Annotated in this window: 23 protein-coding genes; 14 read left to right on the top strand and 9 right to left on the bottom strand. The window is 48.4% G+C overall.

All coding sequences use genetic code 11. The features are described 5' to 3' along the window. The first annotated feature begins 18 nt into the window (after positions 1-18). Positions 19-363, top strand: a complete 345-nt coding sequence (locus tag ABGV42_RS08795) for a hypothetical protein (protein ID WP_347381338.1) — start codon at positions 19-21, stop codon at positions 361-363. 131 nt (positions 364-494) lie between these two features. On the opposite strand, the gene ABGV42_RS08790 is transcribed toward ABGV42_RS08795, so the two are convergent. The 7 genes from ABGV42_RS08790 to ABGV42_RS08760 all read right to left on the bottom strand — a co-directional run bounded on the left by ABGV42_RS08790 (position 495) and on the right by ABGV42_RS08760 (position 10,296). Further along, a complete protein-coding gene (locus ABGV42_RS08790) occupies positions 495-2,141 on the bottom strand; it encodes an MGH1-like glycoside hydrolase domain-containing protein (RefSeq protein WP_347381337.1) in 1,647 nt (548 codons plus the stop codon). A gap of 29 nt (positions 2,142-2,170) precedes the next feature. Then, positions 2,171-3,487 (bottom strand): ABC transporter substrate-binding protein, encoded by a 1,317-nt coding sequence (locus tag ABGV42_RS08785; RefSeq protein WP_347381336.1) that lies wholly within the window; start codon positions 3,485-3,487, stop codon positions 2,171-2,173. Between the two features lie 105 nt (positions 3,488-3,592). Beyond that, a complete protein-coding gene (locus ABGV42_RS08780) occupies positions 3,593-4,432 on the bottom strand; it encodes a carbohydrate ABC transporter permease (protein WP_347381335.1) in 840 nt (279 codons plus the stop codon). 5 nt (positions 4,433-4,437) lie between these two features. Beyond that, positions 4,438-5,352, bottom strand: a complete 915-nt coding sequence (locus ABGV42_RS08775; RefSeq protein WP_347381334.1) for a carbohydrate ABC transporter permease — start codon at positions 5,350-5,352, stop codon at positions 4,438-4,440. A gap of 126 nt (positions 5,353-5,478) precedes the next feature. Further along, positions 5,479-7,080, bottom strand: coding sequence for a response regulator (locus ABGV42_RS08770; RefSeq protein ID WP_347381333.1), 1,602 nt, complete (start codon positions 7,078-7,080; stop codon positions 5,479-5,481). Next, entirely contained in the window at positions 7,055-8,875 is a 1,821-nt protein-coding gene (locus ABGV42_RS08765) for a cache domain-containing sensor histidine kinase (RefSeq protein WP_347381332.1), read from the bottom strand. Before ABGV42_RS08765 ends, ABGV42_RS08770 begins: the two co-directional genes overlap by 26 nt. A gap of 131 nt (positions 8,876-9,006) precedes the next feature. After that, positions 9,007-10,296: a Gfo/Idh/MocA family oxidoreductase gene (locus ABGV42_RS08760; RefSeq protein WP_347381331.1), complete on the bottom strand. Its 1,290-nt coding sequence runs from the start codon at positions 10,294-10,296 to the stop codon at positions 9,007-9,009. A 125-nt stretch (positions 10,297-10,421) separates the two neighbouring features. Between ABGV42_RS08760 and ABGV42_RS08755 the strand changes: the two genes are divergently transcribed. Then, positions 10,422-11,294: an AraC family transcriptional regulator gene (locus ABGV42_RS08755; RefSeq protein WP_347381330.1), complete on the top strand. Its 873-nt coding sequence runs from the start codon at positions 10,422-10,424 to the stop codon at positions 11,292-11,294. 137 nt (positions 11,295-11,431) lie between these two features. On the opposite strand, the gene ABGV42_RS08750 is transcribed toward ABGV42_RS08755, so the two are convergent. Then, complete coding sequence (locus ABGV42_RS08750; RefSeq protein WP_347381329.1) at positions 11,432-12,376, bottom strand: glycosyl hydrolase; 945 nt, start codon at positions 12,374-12,376, stop codon at positions 11,432-11,434. Between the two features lie 373 nt (positions 12,377-12,749). Between ABGV42_RS08750 and ABGV42_RS08745 the strand changes: the two genes are divergently transcribed. The 10 genes from ABGV42_RS08745 to ABGV42_RS08700 all read left to right on the top strand — a co-directional run bounded on the left by ABGV42_RS08745 (position 12,750) and on the right by ABGV42_RS08700 (position 21,436). Next, a complete protein-coding gene (locus ABGV42_RS08745) occupies positions 12,750-13,196 on the top strand; it encodes a RidA family protein (protein WP_347381328.1) in 447 nt (148 codons plus the stop codon). Between the two features lie 6 nt (positions 13,197-13,202). Further along, positions 13,203-13,793 (top strand): GNAT family N-acetyltransferase, encoded by a 591-nt coding sequence (locus tag ABGV42_RS08740; RefSeq protein ID WP_347381327.1) that lies wholly within the window; start codon positions 13,203-13,205, stop codon positions 13,791-13,793. Positions 13,794-13,807: 14 nt separating this feature from the next. Next, entirely contained in the window at positions 13,808-14,638 is an 831-nt protein-coding gene (locus ABGV42_RS08735; RefSeq protein WP_347381326.1) for an aminoglycoside phosphotransferase family protein, read from the top strand. A gap of 16 nt (positions 14,639-14,654) precedes the next feature. After that, on the top strand, positions 14,655-16,835 hold the full coding sequence (locus ABGV42_RS08730) for a class I SAM-dependent methyltransferase (protein WP_347381325.1): 2,181 nt from the start codon (positions 14,655-14,657) through the stop codon (positions 16,833-16,835). Beyond that, the gene (locus tag ABGV42_RS08725) at positions 16,832-17,425 is read left to right on the top strand and encodes a histidine phosphatase family protein (protein WP_347381324.1); all 594 of its coding nucleotides are present in this window, start codon (positions 16,832-16,834) and stop codon (positions 17,423-17,425) included. Before ABGV42_RS08730 ends, ABGV42_RS08725 begins: the two co-directional genes overlap by 4 nt. After that, positions 17,422-17,793: a 3'-5' exonuclease gene (locus ABGV42_RS08720; protein ID WP_347381323.1), complete on the top strand. Its 372-nt coding sequence runs from the start codon at positions 17,422-17,424 to the stop codon at positions 17,791-17,793. The genes ABGV42_RS08725 and ABGV42_RS08720 overlap by 4 nt, the downstream gene beginning before the upstream one ends. A gap of 18 nt (positions 17,794-17,811) precedes the next feature. Further along, entirely contained in the window at positions 17,812-18,111 is a 300-nt protein-coding gene (locus ABGV42_RS08715) for a hypothetical protein (protein WP_347381322.1), read from the top strand. Further along, a complete protein-coding gene (locus tag ABGV42_RS08710; protein WP_347381321.1) occupies positions 18,104-18,403 on the top strand; it encodes a hypothetical protein in 300 nt (99 codons plus the stop codon). The genes ABGV42_RS08715 and ABGV42_RS08710 overlap by 8 nt, the downstream gene beginning before the upstream one ends. Positions 18,404-18,653: 250 nt before the next feature. After that, entirely contained in the window at positions 18,654-19,661 is a 1,008-nt protein-coding gene (locus ABGV42_RS08705; RefSeq protein WP_347381320.1) for an ABC transporter substrate-binding protein, read from the top strand. A 116-nt stretch (positions 19,662-19,777) separates the two neighbouring features. Further along, positions 19,778-21,436 (top strand): helix-turn-helix domain-containing protein, encoded by a 1,659-nt coding sequence (locus ABGV42_RS08700; RefSeq protein WP_347381319.1) that lies wholly within the window; start codon positions 19,778-19,780, stop codon positions 21,434-21,436. 178 nt (positions 21,437-21,614) lie between these two features. On the opposite strand, the gene ABGV42_RS08695 is transcribed toward ABGV42_RS08700, so the two are convergent. After that, positions 21,615-21,992 (bottom strand): VOC family protein, encoded by a 378-nt coding sequence (locus ABGV42_RS08695; protein WP_347381318.1) that lies wholly within the window; start codon positions 21,990-21,992, stop codon positions 21,615-21,617. A gap of 251 nt (positions 21,993-22,243) precedes the next feature. Here ABGV42_RS08695 and ABGV42_RS08690 point away from each other — a divergent pair, with 251 nt between their 5' ends. Both ABGV42_RS08690 and ABGV42_RS08685 read left to right on the top strand, forming a co-directional pair. After that, positions 22,244-24,364, top strand: coding sequence for a putative PEP-binding protein (locus tag ABGV42_RS08690; RefSeq protein ID WP_347381317.1), 2,121 nt, complete (start codon positions 22,244-22,246; stop codon positions 24,362-24,364). A gap of 218 nt (positions 24,365-24,582) precedes the next feature. Further along, on the top strand, positions 24,583-26,520 hold the full coding sequence (locus tag ABGV42_RS08685) for an LTA synthase family protein (protein WP_347381316.1): 1,938 nt from the start codon (positions 24,583-24,585) through the stop codon (positions 26,518-26,520). Positions 26,521-26,652: the final 132 nt, after the last annotated feature.

Genomic DNA, 26,652 nt, shown 5'->3' with positions numbered 1-26,652 from the left:
ATATAGGGAGTGAATCCAGTGAACGTGGAAATCAATAAGGATTTGGTCAAGGATGACCGTGGAAATTACTATATTGCGGTGCAAAGGGAAGGAAACGAGTTAACACTTGTCAATGCGTTTGTTGAGTTATCCTTTACGCCGGAATTAATCTACAATGAAGAGTTTCGTAACCGACATAAGGAGATCGAGGGCGGGTTTGTAGGCAAAATTGCAATGGATCTGCTGCGGCATGATGTGGTCATGGGACTAAAAGAAATTGACCGAAAACTGCTGGATTTGTCGGAAGTGGAGCAGGAATACAACGTGAGTTTCATTGATACCATTGAATTTTATCGGCACCCCTCGTGGCAGCGAAAAGCTTAAGGAAGTCTGTTTTCTTTAAGAAATGCTAAACCGGACAAATTGGACACCTTCTCCCCGGCAATGAATATGCTTTGGAATAGCAAAGGCGCAAGTGCAAGGAGACTTCTCCGCACCTGCGCCTTTTAACTTATTTATTGATAGCTTGGATAAATAATGCCAATATCCCGGACGGTTTGCAAACCATCCTCCGTGAAGCACTGCATCTCATTTCCTTTGATTTGAATTGGCAGGGATTTTCCCTGATAGGTTAGCTCGCCCTTAATCGTCCGCACACTCATTCCAATAATATGTTCCAGCTTTCCTCTACGATCGGTGACGAGCCGGATTCCAGCCGGAGCTTGAATATGAATGCTGCCTTTTCGGTAGACCACCATTTGATCGGAGGTATTCACCAGCTCAAACTGTTGCCCATCTACGGTTCGGCTATATGCTGTATTCCCGGCAACTTCTTCACCATGATCCATGGCTGCGGGAAGAAGCCCGGTAAACCACAACAGGTCTGAACCAACGGGCATAATGCCGCATAACCTCTCCACATAATCGAGAAGACACAGGATTGCCGGGGAGTAGGTTTCCGTAAAGCCTTCTTCACCAGTCCAAGGACTTAAGGTTTGAGCAAAACGCTTCGCTCTGGATAACGCAGCCAGAATCGGATGCAGCACCCATGTCAATTCCACATAGCGATGGTGGCTTTCGAAGGCATGGGGAGCCCGAATGAGACTCAAGAAATTGGACGGCCCGCCCCAGCTGTTATAGGTGGATGAAGGGTCGAACCGGGGATCATCCATGGCTAAGGACGTAAAGGGATATCGGGCAAAAAACTTGCGTGTATTGAGCAGATATCTTCGTAATACCTCGTCGAACAAATGATGATCACCCACCTCGCAGGCCATCACGCGCAGCAGCACATCCGATTGAACTCGAACGAGCTTGTTATTGCGATCACGATCATAAAAGAACAAATCTTCTTCGTCATAACAGTAACGAAAGAGTCGGTCCAGACTGAATTCAGCTTTTGCCTTCCATTCCAAACCGGACTCGCCAAGCTCCTCTGCCATTCGGGACAAATATATGCGCTGGCAATAGATATTGGCGGTTAGATCCGGTGCCAGGAAAGGCAATACCGGGGAATCCGGATGGTATGCACTTGGATCATTCTGGTAAGGTGTATCCGGCACATGCCAGAACCTCGGTGATAGATCATGTCCGGTGTCAAATGTGCTGAAAGCCTCAACACATCCGGTTCCCCGGGTATCCCGGTGTCGTGCAATCCATTCGTCAAAACGTGTCATCGCTGTATACATCGTTCTCAGAAAAGTCCGGTCCTTACCGTGAAGCTGGTAGTGGTTCCAAACGCTTCGTGCAAGCGGAGTAACGAGTTGAATTTGCCGGTAGGAGGGACCATTCTCCGTCAGTTTGTAAGGCAGCAAACCATCCTCCCGCTGATGAGCGGCAAAGCTTAGGTAGGTTGCTAGGGAAACCGAAGGAATGAAGCGGGAGAGCAGCTCTGCGTTAATCGTACCCGTGCTCTCTAGCCAGCAGCCGAGGTAGATTCCTCCTTCCTGCAGAACAGGATCTCCGCCATTCATGGGAACGATGCAGGCAAGGAGCCTTTCTACTGCAGCATAATATGCCTGTTCCAGTCCTCCAGCCGAAGCGGCAAAACGGACTCCCGATTCCTGCCATTCCTGCAAGAGCACTGCATCTTCCGGTTTACCCGGCTGCACGAGGTCTTGAATGGACATATGGCGCAGCCGGTTCAATAGTGCTTCTGCCATGTTGGCCTCCTTATGGGACTTGGTTATTATTATTGGTTGGATTCGAAGATCCGGAGAGTACCGCTGTAGAAGCTTGATACAGCCTCCTCGACACTTTTGCGTCCGAATCCGATCTCCTGGGTTGTCGTCTGAGCCAGCTTGGAGAATTCCGCAAAACCTGGAGGGTTATAACTCACATCAAAAGGTTCTGTTTTGGTGGCTTCGGATACGAAATTGGTATAGTTATATACAAGTTCTTCAACGGCTCCGGCTTCTTCCTGAAGAAGATTACGATTGGTTTCCGTAACCGGAACGCCGCGGTCATTGCCAAGAATTCGGGCCGCATCCGGATCATTGATCCAGAAGTCCATCAGCATGGCAACCTCTTTCGGATGTTTGGTATTCGCATAGCCGGACAATCCCTGACTGGATTCAAATACGACACCTGTACCTTTCGGACCGCGCGGAACCGGATGCAGAATGAGCGGATCCTCCGTCAGGCTCTGGAATGCAGCGAGCTGGTTGGAGGGAAGCAGTGTCATGGCCGCTTTGCCTGTAATCAGCAGTGATTTACTCGTGTCATCATGCGGATTGGAGACCTGCATCTCAGGTGTGACTACACCACCGGATGCCGATGCCTTTTCCCAGTATTGAAACCATTCGAGAATATCTTCCTGTGCAAAACCCAATGTACCGTTTGTCATGTCGTACAGCTGTTTGCCACGCTGCTTCAGGTAGATGTCCATCCCGTCCACCGCGAAGTTATAGGTTCCAAATATGCCATCGCCGAGCTTGTCAGAAAGCTCCTTGCTGATTGCCGCATAATCTTCCCAGCTCCAATCCGTATCAGGCAGAGGGATGCCTGCTTTTTCGAACAACGCCTTGTTGATCACAATTCCGCGTGCGTTGGCGCCGGCTGAAATATGCTGAAGCTTCCCGTCAAGACGCCCGTATTCCACCATGGTGGTATCCATGCCGTCCAGGTTTAATTCATTTCCAACATATGGATCGAGGTTGAGCAAGACATCCTTTTTGGCATAATCGACCACATTTCCACCCAGGAAGAACACATCAGGTGCCGTGCCTGACGCCAGCTGCGTATTCAATTTGTCAAAATACCCCGAGGAAGGCGCGAATTCGCCTACAATTTTGATGTCCGGATGTTTTTCCTGAAATACTTGGAGAGCTTCATTTGTAATATCTGCCCTCTTCTGATCACCCCACCACATCATGCGCAGTTCAACCTGACTGTTTGATTCGCCTCCTTGATCCGTATTACCGCCAGCACCCGTATGATCCGTACCAGAACAGGCTGTTGCGAGCAGCAGGAGTGAGACTGCCATTCCAATCATGAGTCGTTTAAACATCGTTCATCCTCCCAACGAATATGTGATTGCGAAAATTTGTCCGTACTTGAAACGTGAAGCATGTGGACAGTGGCAGACCGTAGCCTTGTAATCCTTAATCGGTACTTACTTCAGACCGGTTGTAGCAATGCCTTCGAGAAAATAGCGCTGAAATACCAGAAAGATGATCGTTACAGGCAGCAGGGACAGCGTGGACATGGCAAGTAATGCTCCCCAATCGGATTGTCCTGATGGATCAAACAGGGAACGAATGCCCAGCTGCACGGTGAACAGATCGATCTTGCTCAGGTAGATCATCTGGCTGAAGAAATCATCCCAGCTCCAGATAAAGGTGAAGATCGCCGTCGTGATCAATGCAGGAACAAGGAGAGGTACTACGATTCGGAAAAAAATCTGGGATTGTCCGCACCCGTCAATTGTTGCACTCTCGTCGAGTTCCCGCGGAATACCACGGATAAATTGCACCATAAGCAGAATGAAGAAGGAGTCCTGTGCCAGCCATTTCGGCAAAATAAGCGGGAAATACGTATTAATCCACTGCAGCTCGTTATACAGAATATATTGAGGTACCAGCGTTACATGGTAAGGCAGCATAATTGTGACCAGCATGACGCTGAACCACAGCGTTTTTAACTTAAACCGGAGTCTGGAGAATGCATAGGCGGCAAGCGAACAGGAGATGACATTGCCCAGCACGCTCATGACTGAGATGAGAGCCGAGTTGCCGAAGAAACGGCCGAAGGAAACGCCCTGTAATCCTTTCCAGCCATTCACGTAATGATCCAGTGTGAAGCTGGTTGGAATCAGACTGCTGTTCGTAAAAATCAGATGATTGGGTTTAAACGAACTGAAGATCAGCCATAACACCGGGTACAGCATCAGCAGACCAAGGAGGATAATGACCGTGTGTCTCCCGGTTTGAATCAGCTTTCGTTTGAACGGCATATGCATTACCTCCCCTCCTGATTGTCGCCATAAAATACCCAGAACCTGGATGTGAGAAAGACGAAGGCAGTGAATATACCGATGATGACCAGCATGATCCAAGCCAGTGCCGAGGCATAACCCATATCAAAGAACGAGAAGCCTTTCAGATACAGATACAGGGTGTAAAACATGGTGGCATCCAGTGGCCCTCCGCGACCGTCTCCAATGACATATGCCGGAGTGAAGGCCTGGAAGGAATTGATCATGCTCATGATCAGGTTGAAAAAAATGACCGGTGACAGCATTGGCAGTGTGATGCGAAAGAATTGGCGCAGTTTGCTGGCACCGTCCACATCGGATGCTTCATAGAGGTCAGCAGGAATCTGCTTCAGGCCAGCCAGAAAGATCACCATCGCCGACCCGAATTGCCACACGGATAAGGTTACGATGGTATAAATGACATAGTCGGGGTGTGCAATCCAGGAAGGCCCCGCTATGCCGAACCAGTTCAGGAACTGATTGACGAGTCCGTTACCGTCAAAGATTTGGCGCCAGACAATGGCAATGGCTACGCTTCCCCCCAGGAGAGAAGGGATGTAATACACGGTTCGATAGATACCGAGGCCGCGAATACCTTTGTTTAGCGCCATCGCTACCAGCAGCGCAAATGCGAGCCGGAGTGGGACGGACAAGAAGACATAAAAGAAGGTAAGTCCCAGCGATCTGCGAAACGTATCATCTTCACTGAAGATTTGCACATAGTTGCTGAGCCCCGTCCACGTTGGCGGCGATAACAGATTGAATTTGGTCATGGATAAGTACAGCGATGCAGCCATAGGCCCCAATGTTAGACAGAACAGTCCGATTAGCCAAGGCAGCAGGAACAAGTAGGCTGTCTTATTTTGCTGGCCGTATAAGGGCGTGGACATTTTTTTCATGATTTGCCTCCCTTCGGGCTAAGAGTGGATGGCCGTTCAGATTGCGAATACTGAATCCGCTTACATATCAAGTACTGAACGTCCTGATAGCCTCATCTTAACCTGGGAAGCGAAGCGGCCGGAATCTCATTTCTTCGGATTCTCATTAGCGATTTTTTCGGATTGAAGCACCCGGTACTCGGAAGGACTCATGTGGTGTACCTTTTTAAATCGGGCGCTAAAATAGCTCGGGGAAGAGAAGCCTGTAAGCTCCGTGATATCCCATACGCTCAATTGCGTTTCCTTCAGTAAACGTGTTGCGTGTTTCATCCGGGTTTCCGTCAAATATTGAATAAAGGAGATGCCTGCGCCTTCCTTGAACATTTCCGAGAAATAGGTAGGGTGGTAATTAAACTGCTCAGCGAGGGAGGTGAGCGTTATTTCCTGCATGTAGTTTTCTTCAATATAGCATTTTGCTGATTCGATCATGGTCTCTTCTGCGATCTCGGTTGGCTGCTGCCCGTTTGCAAAATCTTGTGCCCACTGCATCAGCAGCCGTTCTGCTTGTTCGGGAGTCTCCAGCCACAGTACCCATTCAGGAGAAATCCAGCGGGATTGGGTGCTATGAGCATGTCGCATGCAGTCCACGGTGGCAGATTCCATCAGCAGTGAAATTTGTAAAAGACAGCGAATTAAACGGGAAGGGGAGCGCCGGAAGGCATCGCCCAGTTCTTTTCGAATCATGCTGCGAAAGGAATCCAGTTCCCCTCGAGTAAGACAGCGATGCATTGCGCGGTTGATCTCCTCGGGAATCAGTGGACTGTGATCGGTTGCCTCTATAGTCTGAGCATGCTCAGCCTGACGTCCGGCCATGTTCCATGCCAGAAGAGAATGGACGTACCCTTCCTTCCATCGTTCGAGTCCTGTCACCGTCAGCCCAATTCCAATCTGCACTTCCATGGTCAGATAGGACATCATCTGTACACGCAGTCTTTCCGAGAACTCATGCTGCACTCCGTCCAATATCATGAAATGCATGATTCCAGGATGGGCCGTGTCCTGAAATACAAGTGCAGTTTCCGTATAGGATTCAGCAATCTCATGACAGACCATCTGGAACGGGAGGTGCAAGTCCTCCGGGACACGAGTCTCGGAAGCAGATATATGGTTTATTTCCCGCAGACCTGCAGTCAGGAAGCAGACCTCGGAATGCTGCCATTCTTCCAGATGGAACAATCGGATTCGTTCAGGAAGTGAAGAAGGAGGGAGCTTGCTGCCCTTGACAAGATCCAGAATGAAGTGTGTTTTCATCTGTTGATAGTATTGGGACAGGCGCCATTGGGTCCTTTCGGAGTCCTCCCGAGCCTTACGTTTCTTATCCAATTCCTCCTTGATTCTGATCAAGGCTGCTCTCAGATCTTCCCGGGTTACCGGCTTGAGCAAATAGTCCATGGCATGGTTCCGAACACCGGCCCTGGCATACTGGAAATCTTCATATCCCGTGATGATAATGATTTCGATGGATGGATTGTGGGTTCTACAGATATCGAGCAGCTTCACCCCATCCATGACCGGCATATTCATATCTGTCAGGAGCAGGTCATAGTGTCCCGATTGGAGCAACCCAGCGGCTTCCACTCCGTTTGCGGCCTCCCCCGAGATGGCAAAACCCATTCCATCCCAGTCGGCTTTCAGCTTCAGGCCTTCTCGCACTTCAATCTCATCATCCGCGATCAATACGTTGTACATAATTTTCCTCCTGTACGGGCAGAACCAGTTCAATACAAGTGCCCTGGGTATCCCCGTTCGTAATATGAATGGCAAAGAGGGAACCGTAATGCAGCCGGCACCGGGCAACCACATTGCCAAGTCCGATATGCCAGCTTGAATTGCGAAGCATCGGTTCAAGTGGTGATGTGGCAGTCTCAGGATCCTGAAGTCTGGATATAATGTCAGGGGGCATGCCTGGACCATTGTCCTTAATTTGGAGCTGCAGGCGTTCATCCTTTCTGCAGATTCGAATACACACCTGGGCGGTCGTTTGGTGTTGGAAAGCGTATTTAACTGCATTCTCGATCAGCGGCTGCAGAATAAACTTGACCATGACGAGGCGATCCAACCTGTCCGATTCTTCAATAGAAATGTCGAGTTTCGGACCGAAGCGGGTTTGAAGAATGGAGATGTAGTGGCGGACGTAGGCAAGTTCCTCGGCCAGTGACACACGATCGTCATTCGTATGCATGGAGTACCTCATCATTTTCCCAAGATCCTCGATGACCTGCACGGTGTCGTCCGTTCGGCGCTGCATCGCGAGACTGCTGACCAGTTCCAGCGTGTTGAACATAAAATGCGGATTGATCTGCATCAGGAGAGCCTTATATTCTGCCTGCTGCCGAAGCAGCTTTAGCTCAAATTCATTTTGGATATGCTGTCTCAGCCGGACGATCATGTAACGAAAGGTAGAGATCACATAACTAATCTCGCTCTGTACATTCTGGTCTGGGGGAAGCAGGGATTCGGCCTGATCAAACGCACCCCGCTGCACCTGTCTCATCGCCAGGACCAGACGGGTTAAGGGCTTCGTTACGCCATAGGACAGCCAGGCGGCAGCACACAGAGACAGCAGGATTATGGCAATCGTCACCACAAATGTTGTCGTTTGAAGTTTATGCAGAGAGGAATACATCTCTTTTTCCGGTGCCAGACCTACCAGCATCCAGCCTGTTCGCCCGAGTTTTTTGTATACCATCATGTCTCGTCCGCCCGCTTCATTGGTCAGGTATTCAACGCCTGATTTTGGTGTGCGGTTTCGAATATGTTCGATGTCGGATAGAGTTCCGGCCCCAAGCTCGTGTGCTTGTTGGGAGAGGAGGGGCTGACCTTGTTCATTGAGCAGAAAAATGGTGCTGTTCTTTGCCAGATGAATCCGGCTGAGGGGTTCGAGAAAATAGGACTCGCTTACATTGACCTTCATGACATTCCGTGCTGTAGCATGATGGAAGGTGCCGAGAGGCATAAGCAGGCTGACCACCGGGTTGCCATGGTCCCTGATCCTTTCATGAACGTCGGTATGTGCCGCCAGCCACCGGTCTCCGGATGTGAAGAAGTTCGTATACCATGTTTCCTGCAAAAATGAAGGATCGCCCACGACCTGATTCTCGCCGCCAATCCGAAGCCCGTTTCGCCGATAGATGGACACATCGGAAATGCTGGTATAGCTGTTTGTGGCCTGCGTCAGAAAGCGGCTCATGGCGAGGTTAGCCAGCATTTTCTCCCCCTCGGACAGTTGTGGGTCACTCATGGCATTATCCCAATTTTTCGCCATATCGCTGTTGAAGACGAGAGAGGCTACATCATAAATTTGCATTTGTACCATATCGATGTAAGAGCCGTATTCCTCCATTTTCTCGAGAGCAGAGGACTCGATATAGGAACGGATTACAGCCCGGGATTCCGCAAACAACAGGAAGGAGAGCGTGCCGAACGAGAGGACGAACAGGACAAGAATTAAGGCAATTAATCGGCTTTTTAAAGAAAAGAACATCCATTTCCTCCTTCAACTTGGTGGTCATTCAATTTTCGTTTTTATTCATAAAAGAGTTTGCAAATGGAAAAAAGACCGCGTAAATACGCAGCCTTGAATCATGACAGTTGCAGAAACAACTTTTGACCAAATTAAAACTGAACCAGGCTTTTGATGTGGACAGGCATCCCGGTTGAAATCGCACGGTTGGCTGCAATGCCGGTCAGGATGGATCTTGCTCCATCAATATGGTTGGCAGCACGTGCGTACGGATCTTCCGCAGGCTTGCCGAACAGATCATTGAGCAGAACAGGATCGCCTCCGCCATGGCCGCCTTTTTGCTCTTCGACATGCACTTCATATGGGGCATCGAACATGGGCAGCACACGAAGCGTTTTACCGATCAGGGCGCCTTCGAGACTTTTGTCCCCGAGTGAATTGACATAAGACTGTTCAACGATGGACATCTCGATCCGTCCTTTGGTGCCGTTAATGGCTATACGGTATCCTTCCCACGGCTGGTAGGCAACAAGGGAATACGTCAAAATGGCTTTGTTCTGATACTGGACAAGCACGCCCATCGTATCCTCAATGTTAATGCCATCTCCGAATACGCTCTGATCACGCTGGTAGCCGTCCTCAGGCTCCGCATCCAGATACATCGCTTTGAGGTGCGCATCCGAATCCAGGTGGAGGGCAAAAGGATCTTCCTTAGCAAGCGGGTTGCCGGTGGCACGGCTGTAAAATTGGGTAACGCCGCGTTCTTCGGCATTCTCACGCCCATAATACATGAGATCGCCGAAGGCAAAGACCGTTTCGGGCTGGGAGCCGATCCAGAAATTGACGAGATCAAAATGATGGGTGGATTTATGGACGAGTAAACCACCGCTGTTACGTTTGTCGCGGTGCCAGCGACGGAAGTAGTCTGCACCATGCCGGGTATTGAGCAGCCACTCGAAATGAACGGAGGTTACTTTACCGATGGTATCGTTCATGATCAGCTCACGGATCTTGGTATGATGGGGAGCATATCGGTAGTTGAAGGTAACCCGGATATTTCGCCCGGTCCGTTTGGCAGCATCGAGGATATCCTGGCATTTGTGCTCATCGATGGTCATGGGTTTCTCGGTCACGACGTCACATCCAAGCTCCATTGCTCGAATAATGTACTTGTGATGCGTACGGTCAACGCTGGTTACAATGACGGCATCGGGTTTCTCGTTCTCAATCATCTGGTCAAACTGGTCTGCTGTATAGGTAGGAACCTCATTGTATTGATATCGTTCTTGCAGCAGTTGATTCGCATAATTCATCCGCGTTTGATTAATATCACAAAAAGCTGCGAGCTCAGATTGTTCACGGAAATTTTTCGCTAATGCTCCATAAAAAAATTCTGCACGGCCACCGGTGCCGACCAGTACATAGCGTTTTTTGCTACTCATATCTATCGCCTCCTTGAATATAGCTCTAGCCTATAACAAGGGAATACTTCTTTCGCCGCATTTTTTGCGTAATCGCTTTCAAACCCCGCTTATTTTGCTATAATCCTTGAAAAGGGGGCTGCTTCATGTCACAGCCGTTTCGAGCGGATTACCACGATTCCACCGGATATTTGGCTATTGAATATGATCGCAGGGTGGGCTATTATTCCATGACCGCGGATCATCTCCATGATCATTATGAGCTTTATTATCTTCTGAAGGGTGAACGCATCTATTTTATTAAAGACCGTTCCTACCATGTCAAAGCCGGGGATTTTGTATTTGTTGACCGGAATGCAGTACATAAGACGCTGGAAAGTGGAAGGCCTGATCATGAACGAATTGTACTGTATCTGAAGCAGGAGCTTTTTGAAGAGATGAGTATTGCCCCTGCGTTGATGGAGAGGTTAAAGGAGCCATTTGAATGGGAAGTTCCGATGTTAAGGCTTCCATCACCTGTTAGCGAAACGGCAGAACGGATCATTCATGAAATGATTGATGAGATGATTCAGCCTAAGGCTGGAAGCAGTCTGCTGCTGCGCCACCGCTCCATTGAATTGCTGCTGATCGCGTATCGCAATCAGGAGCAGGGGAGGGTCTATCCTGTAGAGAGCGAGCCGGTCCTTCATCCCAAGACGCAAGCCGTAGTTCGTTACCTCAATGAAAATTATCAAAACCCACTGACGCTGCCCGAAGTCGCAGCAGAATTTCGAATCAGTCCGCATTACCTCAGTCGATTGTTTAAACAAACCACGGGATTTACCTTCATCGATTATTTGAATTTGCTTCGGGTGAAAGAAGCGCAGCGACTGCTGCGGGAGAGTGAGGATTCCATTACGGAGATCGCCTGGCGTGCAGGCTTCAGCAACTTTTCTCATTTTGGCAAAGTGTTCAAGCGAACCGTACAGATGTCTCCACGAACATACAGACAGGGTTGTGGAAATTCACGGCCCTCATAATTGATCCAGCGATTACAGGACCATGCCCAGATGTACAAAAAGACCTGAGAAAGCCTGCGACAGCAGGGACTTGTTCAGGTCTTTGCTACACTAATTTTACCGTCCCGAGAGAATGCTAATCTTCTACCTCATGCAGTTCAAACGGAAATATGAATTTCATCTGTCTCTGGACGAAGCTTCAATTGCAAATCTTCATCCCGATTACAGACCATAACCCCATTCACAACTTCCAGACGTGCAGCTTGAATCGAGGAACGACGCGCAGGCTCACTCGCATGATCTACCCCTTCGATGCGATCGGGATGCGTAAAGTAGAAAATATAGGCTGTATCATCCTGAACCACAACATCTGCATGCAAACCGATTACACCATCGTCTTCACGTGTCCCGGGCTGATCCAGGATCATACTGTTCCATTCCCAGTGTTCAAGATCATCCGATTGGTATACAGCCTGTCCTCTCCATTCATCCACAATCATCCAGTAGCTGTTATGAAAGCGAAAAACGTTGGGACCTTCATGAGCGCGGCCGGTAATAACCGGACCGATAACATCCCAATGGTAAAGATCCGTGCTGTCTGCGGCATAAGTATGTGAAGCATTCGTCTCATCCTTGTACCACATGCGGAAGCGACCATCCGGCAGCGGATAAATGCAGGCATCAATGACACGGTCTGAGCTTAGCTCCAGTTTGCCATGATATGTCCAGGTCAGTAGATCCGGGCTCGTGTAATGCAAAATGTGACGGTCATGACCAGGCCAGTCATGAGGCACGCCTTGAATATAACTGACATACATGTGATACGTGTTATCATGCCAAAAAATTTCCGGCGCCCAGAACGTATTATGACCCCATTCATGCTCCAAACCCGTTAACGTACCACGATAGGTCCACGTCTGTCCTCCATCGGACGATGAGGCAACACCGAGATCCGTGCCATGAACCCAGGCAAACTTCGGTCCTCCTGCGGTAGCTCTGCGGTTGGTGTAGATCATCCACCAGGTCTGTTCAGCACGGTTCCATACAACGACCGGATCAGCCGCTCCATCGAAGATGGGATCACGAAATAAGGGTGCATTCAAGATAACGTCCTCCTTTGAGTAAACAGATGATTTCTGTGATTGTTTGTATCTATCTATCGTAATAGAGAATGTTAGGAATTACAATATAACGTTTTCAGATAAATAGAATTAATATAATAATTAATCCTATGACAAAATTGAATCTTAGAAGCATTTTTGGTTGATCCAAGGATCTGATAAACTATAAGAAGCTGGACTAGAGCATTAAGTCACATAGATATAAGGGACCTTCATGGAAACAGAAAGGAATAGTCATCATGATCCAAGCGGGTCATTGCTTAAGCCTAAGATCGAGCGTATATTAATGTTTATCCAAAATAGTAATATATTGATAGATTCGCGTTTTGACATTTGTCTCTCGGGAGGGAAAGCGATGATAGCAGCGAGATTGAGTGAACTGGGGATTATTTTGCCTGAGGCAAGCGCTCCAGCTGCGAAGTATGCCAATGCAGTTATTGTAAATGGGTTAATGTATGTATCAGGGAAAGGTCCGGATACGGTGGAGCGTGGCAAATTGGGAGAGGACTTCACGACCGAACAGGGATACGAATTTGCTCGAAATGCCGGGATTGAGGTGCTCGCTGTAGTCCAGGATGTGCTGGGTTCACTGGATCGGGTGAAACGTGTGGTCAAAGTTCAGGGTTTTGTTAACGCATCGGCTTATTATCAGGAACACCACAAGGTGTTGAACGGGTTTTCAGATCTAATGATGGATGTATTTGAGGAAAAGGGTGTGCATGCACGTTCGGTTTTTGGAGCTGTTTCTGTACGGGATAACCTCCCCCTTATTGTGGATTCGATATTCCAGGTAGAGGAGTAGGACACTATGTCTAACATGGAACCAATAAATCCAATTATGCTCTCCTTTCCCGAGCACTTCGACACAGCTCGTCTCACGATCCGAGCTCCAGAGTGGGGAGATGGCGCAGAAGTCAACGAGGCTATTCACGAAAGTGTTGAGCAGCTGCGTCCATGGCTGCCGTTTGCCGAAAAGGTACCTTCGCTTGAAGAATCCGAAGCGCATGTTCGCAAAGCGAGATTACAGTTCCTGGAGCGGACCGATCTGGTTCTTCATTTGCGGGATAAGCATACCCATGATTTTGTAGGCAGCAGCGGCCTACATCGTATCGATTGGAATGCACGCTGCTTCGAGATTGGCTATTGGATCAGATCGTCGCGATCAGGTGAAGGTTTAATGACGGAAGCTGTCCAGGGAATTGAGCAATTTGCAGTGACATATCTGAACGCTAACCGACTGGAAATTCGCTGTGATTCTCGTAATGTACGCAGTGCCAAGGTCGCTGAGCGTTCAGGTTTCACCCTTGAAGGCATACTGCGAAGTATGCGCCGGGACAGTACAGGTACACTGGTTGATGTCATGGTGTTTAGCAAAATCAGGGGCAAGGAATTCGAATAAGCGGAGGCTAAAGTATGAAGCTTATTGGTCAAGGTAGAACTGCGGACATCTACGCATACTCGTCCAATCAAATTTTGAAACTGTACCAAAGTGACTTTCCGCTTGCAGCCATCCAGAATGAATTCAGAATTACACAGCTGCTGCATGACAAGGGGTTACCTGTGCCACAGGCACGGAAAATTATTGATGAGGGCAATCGCAAGGGGATTGTGTTTGAACGAATCGAAGGTCAGACGATGTTCTCATTGATGTTCCACCAGCCACCAAGACTTCAAGAACGGGTACATCAATTAGCTGCCAGTCATAAGGAGCTTCATGCCCAAAGTGACGATGAGAGAGTCCTGCCTTCACAGAAGCAGGTCTTGTCAGGCGCGATACGTCGAACACAGCTATTGTCTGAAGAGGACAAAACCCGGATACTTGATTATCTGACCCGTCTCCCGGAGCGGATACAGATCTGTCACGGCGATTATCATCCGGATAATGTCATGATGAACGAGATGAAAAACGCCTGCGATGTTATCGATTGGATGACAGGCATGTCGGGCGATCCTGCAGGTGATGTGGCACGCAGCTGGGTCATATTGACGAGCGGCTCGCTGCCGGAGGATGCTGATCCTGCAATACGACTAGGGTTTGAGAGGTTTCGCGATACGATAGTAGAAGGGTACATCAACCACTATATGCATCTATCAGGCTTAACCTGGCAGGAGATCGAAAGTTGGATTCTGCCCGTTGCAGCTGCTCGCCTGGAAGAAAGTTTGCCAGGGAACGAAGCAGAAAAGGTGCTGAAACTTGTCCAGGATCGACTGAATCATCTGGACAGTCGAATTGAACTAAAATAACGAGGTGAATGTCAACATGCTGCACGCATTAGAAGCCATACATTCCTATAGAACAGGCAGCATCCCAGAGGCTAAGCAGCAACCATGGCTGCAGCTGCTGGCAGCGGCCGAGCAACCCCATATTAATCTGGAACGCATTCATTCCATTGCTGAACTTGAAGGAACCAATCCCGTTCTGGACTATGTGGAGCGAAGCTTGCACGTCCTGGATCAGCTGAACGTTTCCTTTTGGGTTCGAGAGATCGTGGAGGAAGTACTGGTCTGGTCGGAGACAGCCAAGGCCGGCTCCTTGAACCAAAGGAAGGCGTGGCAGCGCGCAGGGGTGAATCTGTTTGTACATAATAGGGGTTCCGCGCAGTTATACAGGGAGTACGTTATTCATCGCAGTACAGGAAACATGGGCAGTGACGATAAAGCAGTGGCTGAGGCAAACGATACAAATCCAATTCAGGGAAAAGCGATTACGCCAAGGCATCAAATGATTTATGCTCTCATTGCGACGCATGGACTGATTGGACAATACATACGTGGCGAGATTCCTTTTGCCGAGAATGCTCCGCTGCATGCTTTCATAACTCATGGCTGGTTGACAGCTGAAGAACTGCACAGGGTCCTGATGGCGCTTAATGAATGCATTATTGCTGGCGTTGACCCGAAGCTATGGCAGCAGGTTGAAGCAGAAGTAGAGCGAATTGTCGGGTGGATTATCAGCGAACCGAATCATGCAGACTGGCCTCTGAAGGAACGTTTATCCCGGCTCCGAAGCTCGTCCATTCGTGAAGGCGAGGCTCTGGATGAGGCGTATGCTGAGCTGCAAACAGAGCTTGATGTAGAAAAGATGCTGGCCCCGCTGTCGCATCGTACTCTGTGGTATGTGGAATCTGCACTGCAGGATTTTTCTTTGCAGGAGATGGTTAAAGTGTTCCTTCTCGCTCTGCATAGTGGGGACATGGCCCAAACGGCAAGTGATGCAAACGATGTACGTCATATCAGTTTCGAACCGTTAATGAATACGATGTATTACGACTATAAAGGTGTCAAGAAACTGAACATCTACAAAAAACGAATGATTGAAAAGTACCTGGAACAATGGTCATGGAAACAGGTTGAAGAGGGAAAGCCGGTCATCTATCCCCATTTGACCCATCGCGTAGTACGTCATCGTGAACTGCAGGATACGGTTTTTGTGACTTTTGAATTCTCACCGGCGGCCGAGAAGCTGATTGCGTTCTGTATTGAAGCCGAGAAATCACCGCTATACGAGAAGGCTGTATTGCTGCTCTTCGATTTGTTCGGGCTGCGGCGGGATGCGTATGACCGGTTTCACAACGAAGAAACGTATCTGGCCGACATGAACAGCTCGGGGGATTATAAAAAAGTGCTGCTCGACTACATCGTTGGCAAACGTGTACTCGATATCGGCCCAGGCGGCGGAGTTCTGCTGGATCTCATTGAGCAGGAGAAGCCGGATGTGGAGCCGATTGGCATTGATATCTCTGCCAACGTCATTGAAGCGCTGGAGCGTAAGAAGCAGCGAGAAGGTCACCGCTGGCAGGTGATGAAGGGAGATGCCCTCATGCTGGATCAATATGTGCAGCCAGGCACGGTGGATACGGTAATTTTTTCCTCTATTCTGCATGAATTGTACTCTTATATTGAGCGGGATGGGCGGAGATTTAACACGGATACGGTTGTTGCAGCACTTCAGAGTTCGTTTCAGGTACTGTCGCCGGGCGGAAGAATATTAATCAGGGACGGCATAATGACCGAACCACAGGAGCAGAAAAGGCGGATTCGGTTTTTGGAACCGGAAGGGATGCGCTGGCTGGAACGATATGCGCAGGACTTCCAGGGCCGGGAGATTACGTTTGAACGGGTTGCCGAGAATGAGGCTGTTCTTAACATCAATGATGCCATGGAATTCCTGTATACGTATACGTGGGGCGAAGAAGCGTACGTTCACGAGATTCAGGAACAGTTCGGTATTTTTACGCCATCGGCTTACGAGAACTGTATTCGTGAAGCGCTCGGCGAGCAGGCGGAGATCATTCGAATGGAGCATTTTCTTCAGGAAGGATATACCGAGGCACTTGAGGAACGCATTATGTTCATGAGCGAAGACGGACAGCCCGTACCCTTGCCAGACAGCACTTGTCTTCTTGTCATTGAGAAGAAGAAAGGAACGACTGACGTATGAGTATAGAGGTCAGAACCACCCTGTATTTTGTGCGCCATGCGGAATCTGCCTATGTGGAAGGGCAGGAACGAGAGCGGGGACTTACGGATCAGGGTAGGCTTGATGCGGCAGCAGTTGCAGAGCTTCTGAGTCAGGAGAAGATTCAATGGTATTATTCCAGCCCATACAGGCGGGCGGTAGATACGATTCAGGAACTGGCTGATCAATCGAGGGCTGCTATAGTGACGGAGGAAGACTTGCGGGAACGCCAATTATCCGATGAACGTGTGAAGCATGCCGATTTTCTTGAAGCCAAACGGCTATTATACCTTGAGCCTTCCTACGCATACCCTGGCGGAGAGTCGGGGGAGCAGGCAGGTTCACGAGCGGCAGCCGTAATTGAGCGAATTTTGGACACACACGCGGGACAAAAAGTAGCGATCGGGACACATGGAGATGTGATGACCCTTATTTTCCAACATTATGATACGTCCTACGGTTATGAGTTCTGGAAATGCACGACGATGCCGGATATCTATAAACTGGAGTTTAATATGGAGCATGAACTGGTACAAGTCACCCGTCTGTGGCAAGGGGGAGAGAGCACATGAAAATCACGTTTAAGCCTGATCGTTACGTGGTGGACGAGCTGCATGTTCCTAAGTTGCAGGAGCATTTGTACTGCATATTTGATCTGGAGGGAACAGGAATTCTTCCCGATCAAGAGAGCATAACGCAATTCGGCGCGATGGAATACAAACGTGGAGAGGTTCGCAATTCAACCTTCTCCACTCTGTCACGTGCAAGCAAACCGATACCGGATGCTGTAGCGGAGTTAACGGGCATATCGAATGCGGATATGATGACAGCTCCTGCATTTGCAGAAGCATATCGTTTATTTTCCAGCTTTGTTGGTGAAAAGATTCTCGTAACCCATGCTGGGTATGAATATGATCTGCCTATACTGAAGCGCCACTGAGAGCAATTTGGACTGTCGATGTTCAGCAATAAGGTGCTGGATACCAAAGCGATGTTTACCTATATTCATCCTGAGGTGCGTGAAGTCATATCCACGGATTATCTGATTCGGCATTATAACATCAATACAGATGGCATTCAAAGGCATGATGCTTTGGCGGATTGCGGTTTAATAGCCCGCATACTTGAACACCTTCTACGAGAGTATGAGGAGAGGGGACTGGACCATTTTACAGCCGATCCCAACCGCTCCATACGCAGATTCGAAATACCTAAAATGTACAGCGTCACAGAAAATGGAGGGATTCCAGATGAGTAGGAGAGAGGTGGAGAAGCTCCTTAACGAACTCAATGAAGGCAGACTGATTACAACTGAGATGTTTCAAGGGTTGGATATCGACAGCTACCTGGATAAGCGTGATGATTCGGCTTTTGCAGATGAGTGGATGCGGGCATATGGGAAATGGGTACAAGATGCTGGTTCTATAGCTGAAGATGAAGTGCTTCGTGCATTGAGGGAACAGACATTCAAACAGACACTACAGCATACAGGAAATCCCGAATTGGCCGGTTATGTGAGTGATGATATGGGGTTAATTGGGCAGGTCTGATGCAGGGTGAGGTTCAAAATTCCTTCGTAGGTCAGTTGCTTGAGTGTTATCATAACGGAAAACTGCCTCTGCTCTAGCAGGGGCAAGGATGGCCATAGCTCTCGTTTGTATAAAAAAATGGATTCAAATGTGTATTGTGAGTCCGGTAAGCCATAAGGTACAATTCATCTTAGATATTAATTGAGAATGATAATCATTATAGATGTTCATTCTCTTTTATAAAGCTGATTACATAGGGGTGGAGAGTAGCATGGCAAGTTTGAGTAAAGGAATCAAAGGTTGGGGAATCGCCGTTCTGGTTACGGTATCACTTATCGCGGGATGCAGTTCGAATTCCGGAGCAGCGGAGGAACAGGCTCAGTCGCCAGGAATGGAGAGCACAACTGCTGGCAGCAGCAATTCATCCGAGACGAACCAAGAAGCAGAAACACGAGTGGTACAGGATGAATTCGGAGATGTAACGATTCCGGTGCATCCGCAGCGTATTGCCGGGATCTATGTGGAGGATTACCTGAAGGCTCTGGATATCACACCTGTCGTACAATGGTATAATCCGATGTGGGGCGTACAGGAATATCTGGATCTGGATGTGCCTCAATTTGACACCACTGGCAGCATTGAAGCTTTATTGGAATATGATCCGGATCTCATCATAGTGGATGGCGGAGCGGACATGGAGAAATATGAGATGTATTCAAAGGTGGCACCCACGTACCGCCTACCAGAGGACATTTTGCAGGATTCCAATCAGATCTTGACGACCATTGCCGAGGTTGTAGGTAAACCGGACAAAGGGAAAGAAGTTGTTGCGGCATATGAGGGCAAAATTGCAGACGCAAAGGCGAAGCTTCAGGAAGCGGTCGGCAGTGAGAGTGTAGCGGTTGTCCGACTGAATATCAGCGATAATACACTGGCATTGTTCGGTATTAAAAATCGTTTTACCGGATTTATTTATTCGGAGCTTGGTTTAACGCCGCATCCACTGGTCAGCGAGATGGAAGAATATCAGGAAATTCTTTCTGAAGAGGCTATTCCAGAGCTTGATGCGGACCATATCATTGTGTTTCCATCCAATGGAGAATGGTCATCTCCTGAGAACAAGGAAGCTTTGAAGCTACTTGATAGCAAGTTGTGGAAATCCCTTCCAGCCGTCAAAAACAATAAAGTATATATGATGGAGAGATCACACTGGCAATCAGGGGCAATCACAGCAAACTCAATGAAAATAGATGATCTTCTGGAAAAAATGACGCCATAAGTGACAGCGATAATGTAATTCCACAAAAAGAAAGTTCTTCAACCAGGGTTGAAGAGCTTTCTTTTTTCGTTTAGACTATTCTCAATGATAACTATTCTCAATTAAGGACGATGACGATGCCTCATACCATAGAACAAATTCTACCTATGCCCTGGCTGTGTTCACTTCAGCATATTCAATATATTCAAACCTCTCACCTTGAACCTAACAATCGCGTAGAATACACCTCGTCAGACAGCCATTCTATCGTTGTAGTGACCCAAGGACAGGGAGAGCTGATGGCGCAAGATGTCATGTTCAAGTTAAACCAAGGGATGATTCTGTTTGTCCCCTCCGATCTACCCGTCTTACCTTTGCAATATGGAGCTGGTTCAGAATCCAAGCTGCATTATTATAAACTTAATCTGGTCTCTGGTGAGACAAGCAAGAATGCTTCTATCACTCAACTCGAAGAGAGAAGTCCTACTTTTCAGCAAACGCAAGTCATTTCGGAATCATTATCACCTATTGAGTTGTCCTACACCCCTTGGAGCTCCTGTCTGGAAATATTGGATCAACTGTTACAGCAGCAGGCGACAGAGGATTGGTTGAAACATTGGGACTGGCAGCTTCGTTTCCAGGAATGGTTCAGGACCCTGCTTCTGCAAAATGATTCAAGAAATGCTTCCATGGATCATCGAACTCGCTTACAACAATCCATTCGCTATATCCGTGATCATTACAACCAACCCATTACGGTGGACGATCTGGCTGCGGATATACAGCTCACAAGGTCCAGCTATACGCGACAATTCAAGGAGATGACCGGCAAGCTTCCTCTGGATTATGTGAATTCAATTCGCTTGGAACGTTCCAAACAACTGCTGCAGCTCACAGATGATCGGCTGCACGACATCGCCCAGAATGTTGGGTTCAGTAACGAATATTATTTCAGCCGCCGATTCAAGCAATATGCAGGCATCTCACCGGGTGTATACAGACGTCATTATCGTCAGGACGTTCGTGTATTTGCACCGTATCTGGAGGATTTTGTGCTGGCGCTTGGCGTGGAACCAGTGCTTCAATTCTCTCACCACTCGTGGGGTAAACAGCACTATTTGGGATTGGATGATGTTCCTGAATTCGATGTGGCTCATCAGGATGCAATGTTCCAAGAGAGCCACAAGCCGGACTTTATTATGCTGAGTGATGGCTATGAGCGGTGGAATCTGGACCGTTTCGAACAGGTGGCGCCTACGTTTTATGTGAACCATAGGGGAGAGGACTGGCGAGCCATATTAAGATCGACAGCGGATGTATTGGGAAAAGGAGATCGGGTTAGGGACGTCGTAGGTTCCTATGAAGAAAAGGCTCGTGAGGCCAAGTCTTTATTAAAACGTTCCACGCAAGGAAAGACGGTAGCCTTTTTACGGATTTCTGCGACTGAAATGGTGTTGTATGGTGTACAGCAGGGTTATGTAGGACCTGTTATGTATCAGGATCTGGGGTTATTGCCGCATCCTCTGGTGCAGCAGTGGGCACTTCAGAAACGGCGGGTCAGTATTGGACTTGAACAACTGGGTCAATTGCAAGCCGACCATTTATTCATTACGTTTGACTGTCTGGATTCTGCAATGATCGGAGATGAACGGAAGTTGCTGGACAGTAGGGAATGGCAGCAGCTTTCCGCGGTGAAAAACGGATGTGTATACGAAGTGGACTTTATGGCGTGGATGAATTACGGTGTTATCTCCCATGGGAAAAAAATTGATGATATCCTGCGCGTGTTGGCCTAGACGCGAGGATCGGAAAATGAGCAGCCTGTACCCCAGCTGCATCAATTGAAAGACCATATTTATGAATTACAGTTAAAAAGGCGGCTGACTCATTGTCAGTCGCCTTTTTGGTGTGAATTCAAAAAGAAATCAGCGCGTCCACTTAGTTGGAGGAACGCAGTTTTAGAATGCCATGAATCTAGGCTCTTTCCATCACAGCGAAGTAGTTATTTTCATCATCTGCAAAGTTGAAGACTCTTCCGCCCGGAATCGTTACCAGCTCACCAAGCGTAACCTGCTTGCTGGCCAAGTCCGCATAGAGCCGATCGAGATCTTTGGTGAAAAACATGAGCGAAGGTGTACCCAGATTTAACTCAGGGGACATTTTGGCCACGAATTCCTTGTCGTGAAGGATGATGGTTGTCTCTGCACCTTCTTCAGGAGCAATTTCAATCCAGCGCATACCCTCGCCGTTGACTTCGGAGACCACGTGAAAGCCTGCTTTTTCTGTCCAAAATTGCAGGGCCTTGTCCTGATCGTTAACATACAACATGATTTGACCAACTTTGCTAAACAATGATACCCACTCCCCTGTTTTCGTAATAATCCGACTTGAGATGATAAGGTTCGCTATTCTTAAGTTCATTTGTGTGAGTCAAGCTATATATTACCATAAAACTCTTTGGAAAAACGTTTACATTCCGAGTACAAAATGCGTATGCAGATGTCCTTGACTGCGCGTTTGCATCATACCATTAAAAAGAGGGTGATTCGCCACAAGCGAATACCTCTAAGCATAGCCATGGAATGGCAGATGGGAGCGCTGTAATGACGACACGAGTAGTTCTGTTGGAAGAAGGCACGGCAGAGATGAAAGGACTATTGGGCAGTAAAGGAGCCACGCTTGCGGAGTTATGCCAGGCGGGATGGCCTGTTCCGGCAGGATTCACCATTACAACGGAATACTGTCACGAGTTCCTTAGCTACTCTGAACCACCCTATGCCGAAGGTTCCGAAGAGCTTGGCAGGGCAGTTCACCAGCTGGAACAGTATATGGGCACAGCCTTTGGTGATCCGGAGGCTCCGCTTTTACTTGCTGTGCAATCCAGCGACGTGCTTCCCCAGGATGCAAACTCCTTGGTTCTGCTAAACGTAGGTCTTAATGACGTCACAGTAGAAGGCTTGGCCCGGCGCATCAACAATCGCCCCTACGCACTGAACTGTTACCGGATGCTGCTGCAGAATTATGGCTGCTTGGTTCATGGCATCCCGCATAAGGTCTTTGATGAACGCCTGGGTGATATTACGAGTTGGGATGAAACGAGACTCGAGTATGCTATTGCCCAATATAAAGACGTCATTGAAGAACAGGGGGGGCCCTCGTTCCCTCAGGATGTACAGCTTCAACTGCACAGGGTCATACAGGCGTTTTCTCATCTAGATCGAGGAGTGCTAAACCGGAGCTTGAGCTCCGCTGGGATCGTGCATGGTATGCCGGTTTTGATTCAAGTGATGGTGAATGGAGAGTGTGGGGACCGCTGTGGAAGCGGTACAATGTACTCACGTCATCCGATGACCGGGGTCAAAGGAATCTACGGCGAATACATGACCTCTGCAGGCTCCGGGTCTGACCTGGAAGAACTGGAGCAGATCAGGCATGCGGAACCAGAGTTGTATGGCCTGCTGCTGCAAGCGGGCAATGAGCTGGAGAGAGTGAATACGGCTGTTCAGGAAATTAAATTTGTCATTGAGTCGGGAAAGCTTTACCTTTTACAAGCCCGGGATGCACGTTTAACTCCTGAAGCAGAACTCAGAACGATCGTGGATTTTGCAAACGAAGGTCTGATAACCAGGGAAGAGGCACTGCTGCGTGTCGAGTCTTCTAACGTAACTCCCACATCTGAACTTCAGCAGCTGCTTGCATGGGCAGATGATGTGAAAAATATAACGGTGCTTGCAAATGCAAGTCATCCTCGTGATGCGGCCATAGCCCGCACGCTTGGAGCTGAGGGAATTGGCATTTGCCGAACCGATCATATGTTATTGTCTTCCTCACGGATGCCGTATGTACAGAAGATGGTGCTGGCGGAAACCGACGATGAGCGCAAACGCGGTCTGGAGCGTCTGCTGCCCATGCTGCAGTCGGATGTCCAGCAGATTTTTGAGGAAATGAACGGATTTCCGGTAACGATAAGACTTCTCGATCCTCTCTTTTATGAGCTGCTCCCAGATGTGGAAGAATTGGTGGAACGTCGAGAGGTATTACAGGCACAGGCAGGTCATGCAAGAGGACATGATGTGAATCTGGAGGAGCTCGATCGAAAGATTCAGCTTGTCGAGCGGCTGCATGAGCAGCATCCGATCAGCAGGCAGTATGGATGTCGTCTTGGAACCGTTTTCCCGGAAATATATGAAATGCAGGTGGAGGCCATCTTTCGTGCGGCGCTCAAAAGCATTCGCCATGGACTATGGGTTCGCCCGGAGATTCTTGTAACGTCAAGAGGACCCGGTAGTGAACTCCAAATGATCAGAGAACTGATTGATCAAGTGGCTGAACAGATTCTGGGGGAGGAGAGACGTCACTGCCATTACAGGGTAGGCTCGATGATCGAAGGGGCTCAAATGGCTCTGACTGTGGCACATCTAGCCAGGCAGGCTGATTTTCTGTCGTTTGGAACAGAGATTCTGCTTCTGGATGGCGGGGAACAAATGCTGGAACGCGCTGTCGTTCAGGCTAGACTCCGTAAACCCCATCTGAGCGTAGGTCTCTGCGTGGAGGACCATGTTGACTTGAGTACTTTTACTTACAGCCAACGTATGGGTATGGATTACGTAAGCTGTCCGCCTGAGCAGGTGGCTTTGGCCCGAATTGCTGCAGCGCAAGCCGTACTCATTGCACGGATGCAGAACAGTGACGTACAGAATAATGATATATCGACGACGGCTTAAATGGAGGCAGCTGGCAAAATTCAATAAGCGTCTTCCTACCAGCAAACTATAAATTGTAGTAGACTTGTTTGTCCAAATCTCGAATCATATGGATGATGCAATATGCTGGTTACAGGAATTCGGGTCCGTTCATGGAATACAAATAGTAAAACTGTTATACTGAAATATGCGTTTTGTAAAATGAACGTAAAAATTTCAGATAAGGGTTGAAAGCGACCATGTTAAATTCCAAAAATGAACGGACCTCCTCACGGATTTTGTTTGCCGTCTTGTTTATTCTTATGCTGCTGAAGCTGTCGCTTTTGCGGTATTTCTTTTTCCAAGGGCTGTCCGGAGTTGGTCTGGTGACTGATGCACTGGGAGCTCTGACCGTGGTGTGCATCCTGGATCTCATTGTGCCAAAACGCTGGAAGCGGATCGTGTACGGCGGGTTTAACCTGCTCTTTTCCCTCGTACTATTCGCTGCAACGCTGTATAACGTGCATTTCAGTTCGGTACCCACATATACGGCACTCAGCGAGATCGGTCAGGTTGCACAGGTACGTGGCAGTATCGGACCTCTGATCCGGCCTTCCCATTTTTTGTTCTTTGTTGACATCGTGCTCGCACTGCCGGTTTGGCTCATTATGCGCCGTCGACGTTCGGGTGTAAGGAACGGAAGTTATCGGGATAGCGGTTTGCATTTCGGAAAAATGCGTAGAAGATACTGGGGCAAGCTAGGGGTAGCTCTCACGGCAGCATTCTGTATCGTGTTGTCAGGCAGTTTTATTGTCAAAGGCGAAACTATTGATAACGAACTGGTGCGAGCTGAGAATCTCGGATTTTTGAATTATCAGGTGTCCTCGGCCATCCTGACGAGCAAGGAAAACGAAGCGATTGCAAACGGTAATATTAATGAAACGATCGAGAAGATTAATCAACTGGTGAGCAAATATCCATATCAGGATAAAACAAGCCAGGGATCGGCGATCAAAGCCAAATATTTTGGTCAGGCCAAAGGCAGCAATCTGATTGTACTGCAATTGGAATCCTTTCAGAATTTCCCGATTAACGCTTCCCTGGATGGCCAGGTGTTGACACCGGTTCTGAACGATTTAGCCAAAGAAAGCTATTATTTCTCTCATTTTTTCCAACAGATCGGTCAGGGAAACACCTCGGATGCCGAGTTCATGTCGAATACATCCATCTATCCAACAGGAGTCGTTCCGATGTCAGCCGGATATAGTGACCGCGAACTGCCAAGTCTTCCGAAGCTGCTTCGCAACGAAGGCTACCAGTCGGAGACTTTTCACGTCAATGACGTGTCGTTCTGGAACCGGAACAAGATGTATCCTGCCCTCGGGTTTGATCGATACTTCGACAAGCCGAGCTTCGAGAATGACCGCTTTAACGATTTTGGCCCATCGGATGAGGAGTTATATCGTGTAGGTGTGGAAAAAATGGCTGCACATCAGGCGGCAAACCAGCCGTTTTATGCCCAGTTCATTACTGCATCGAGCCACTCACCGTTCACGGTTCCAGTGGATCGCGCGCGCATTACTATTCCTGCAGCGATTACAAACACATTGCTTCACGATTATCTGCAAGCCATTAATTACACCGATTATGCGGTCGGTCAGCTTATTGATGAGTTGAAAGCGAACGGGTTATGGGAAAATACGACACTCGTCATCTACGGCGATCATTTCGGCTTGCCCGAAAATAGCGAGATTACGGAACAGATACAGGCTAACCTGAAGGTTCCATATGATGGCAAAGTGAGCCGTTTTAATATCCCGCTCCTGATTCACACGCCAAACCAGGCCAAAGGTCAAGTGATTGAACAGCCGGGTGGCCAGCTCGATATTTTGCCGACAGTCATGAATCTGATGGGTGTCTCATTAAAAGATGAACAGTTTACTGCATTTGGGCATGATCTGCTGAATATGGACCACAATGCATTCGGTATACGTTATTACTTGCCGACAGGCTCGTTTGTAAACAATGAGATTATGTTTATTCCAGGAGCAGGTTTTGATGACGGAACAGCGTACTCGCTTAAAACTTATGAGCCGGTTACCGATCTGGAGCCGTATCGTTCAGATTACGAGCATGTGCTCAGCCTCATGAGACTATCTGACGAGTATGTGAAGCTGCTGCCCAAACGAGCACCATAATTGGAACGGCAAGCTCTGATTCAGATAAGAATGCCACCAGCTGCAAATGCTGGTGGCATTTTTTTATTCAGTGTTCAAAGCACCGTGTATATAAAGGAGTGGAGAGGTCCTATTTTCGATCGCCTGTCCAGA

The sequence above is a fragment of the Paenibacillus pabuli genome (assembly GCF_039831995.1).
Classification (GTDB): domain Bacteria; phylum Bacillota; class Bacilli; order Paenibacillales; family Paenibacillaceae; genus Paenibacillus; species Paenibacillus pabuli_C.
The sequence above is the reverse complement of the archived record's forward strand: the minus strand, read 5'-3'. Positions and strand labels throughout refer to the sequence as shown.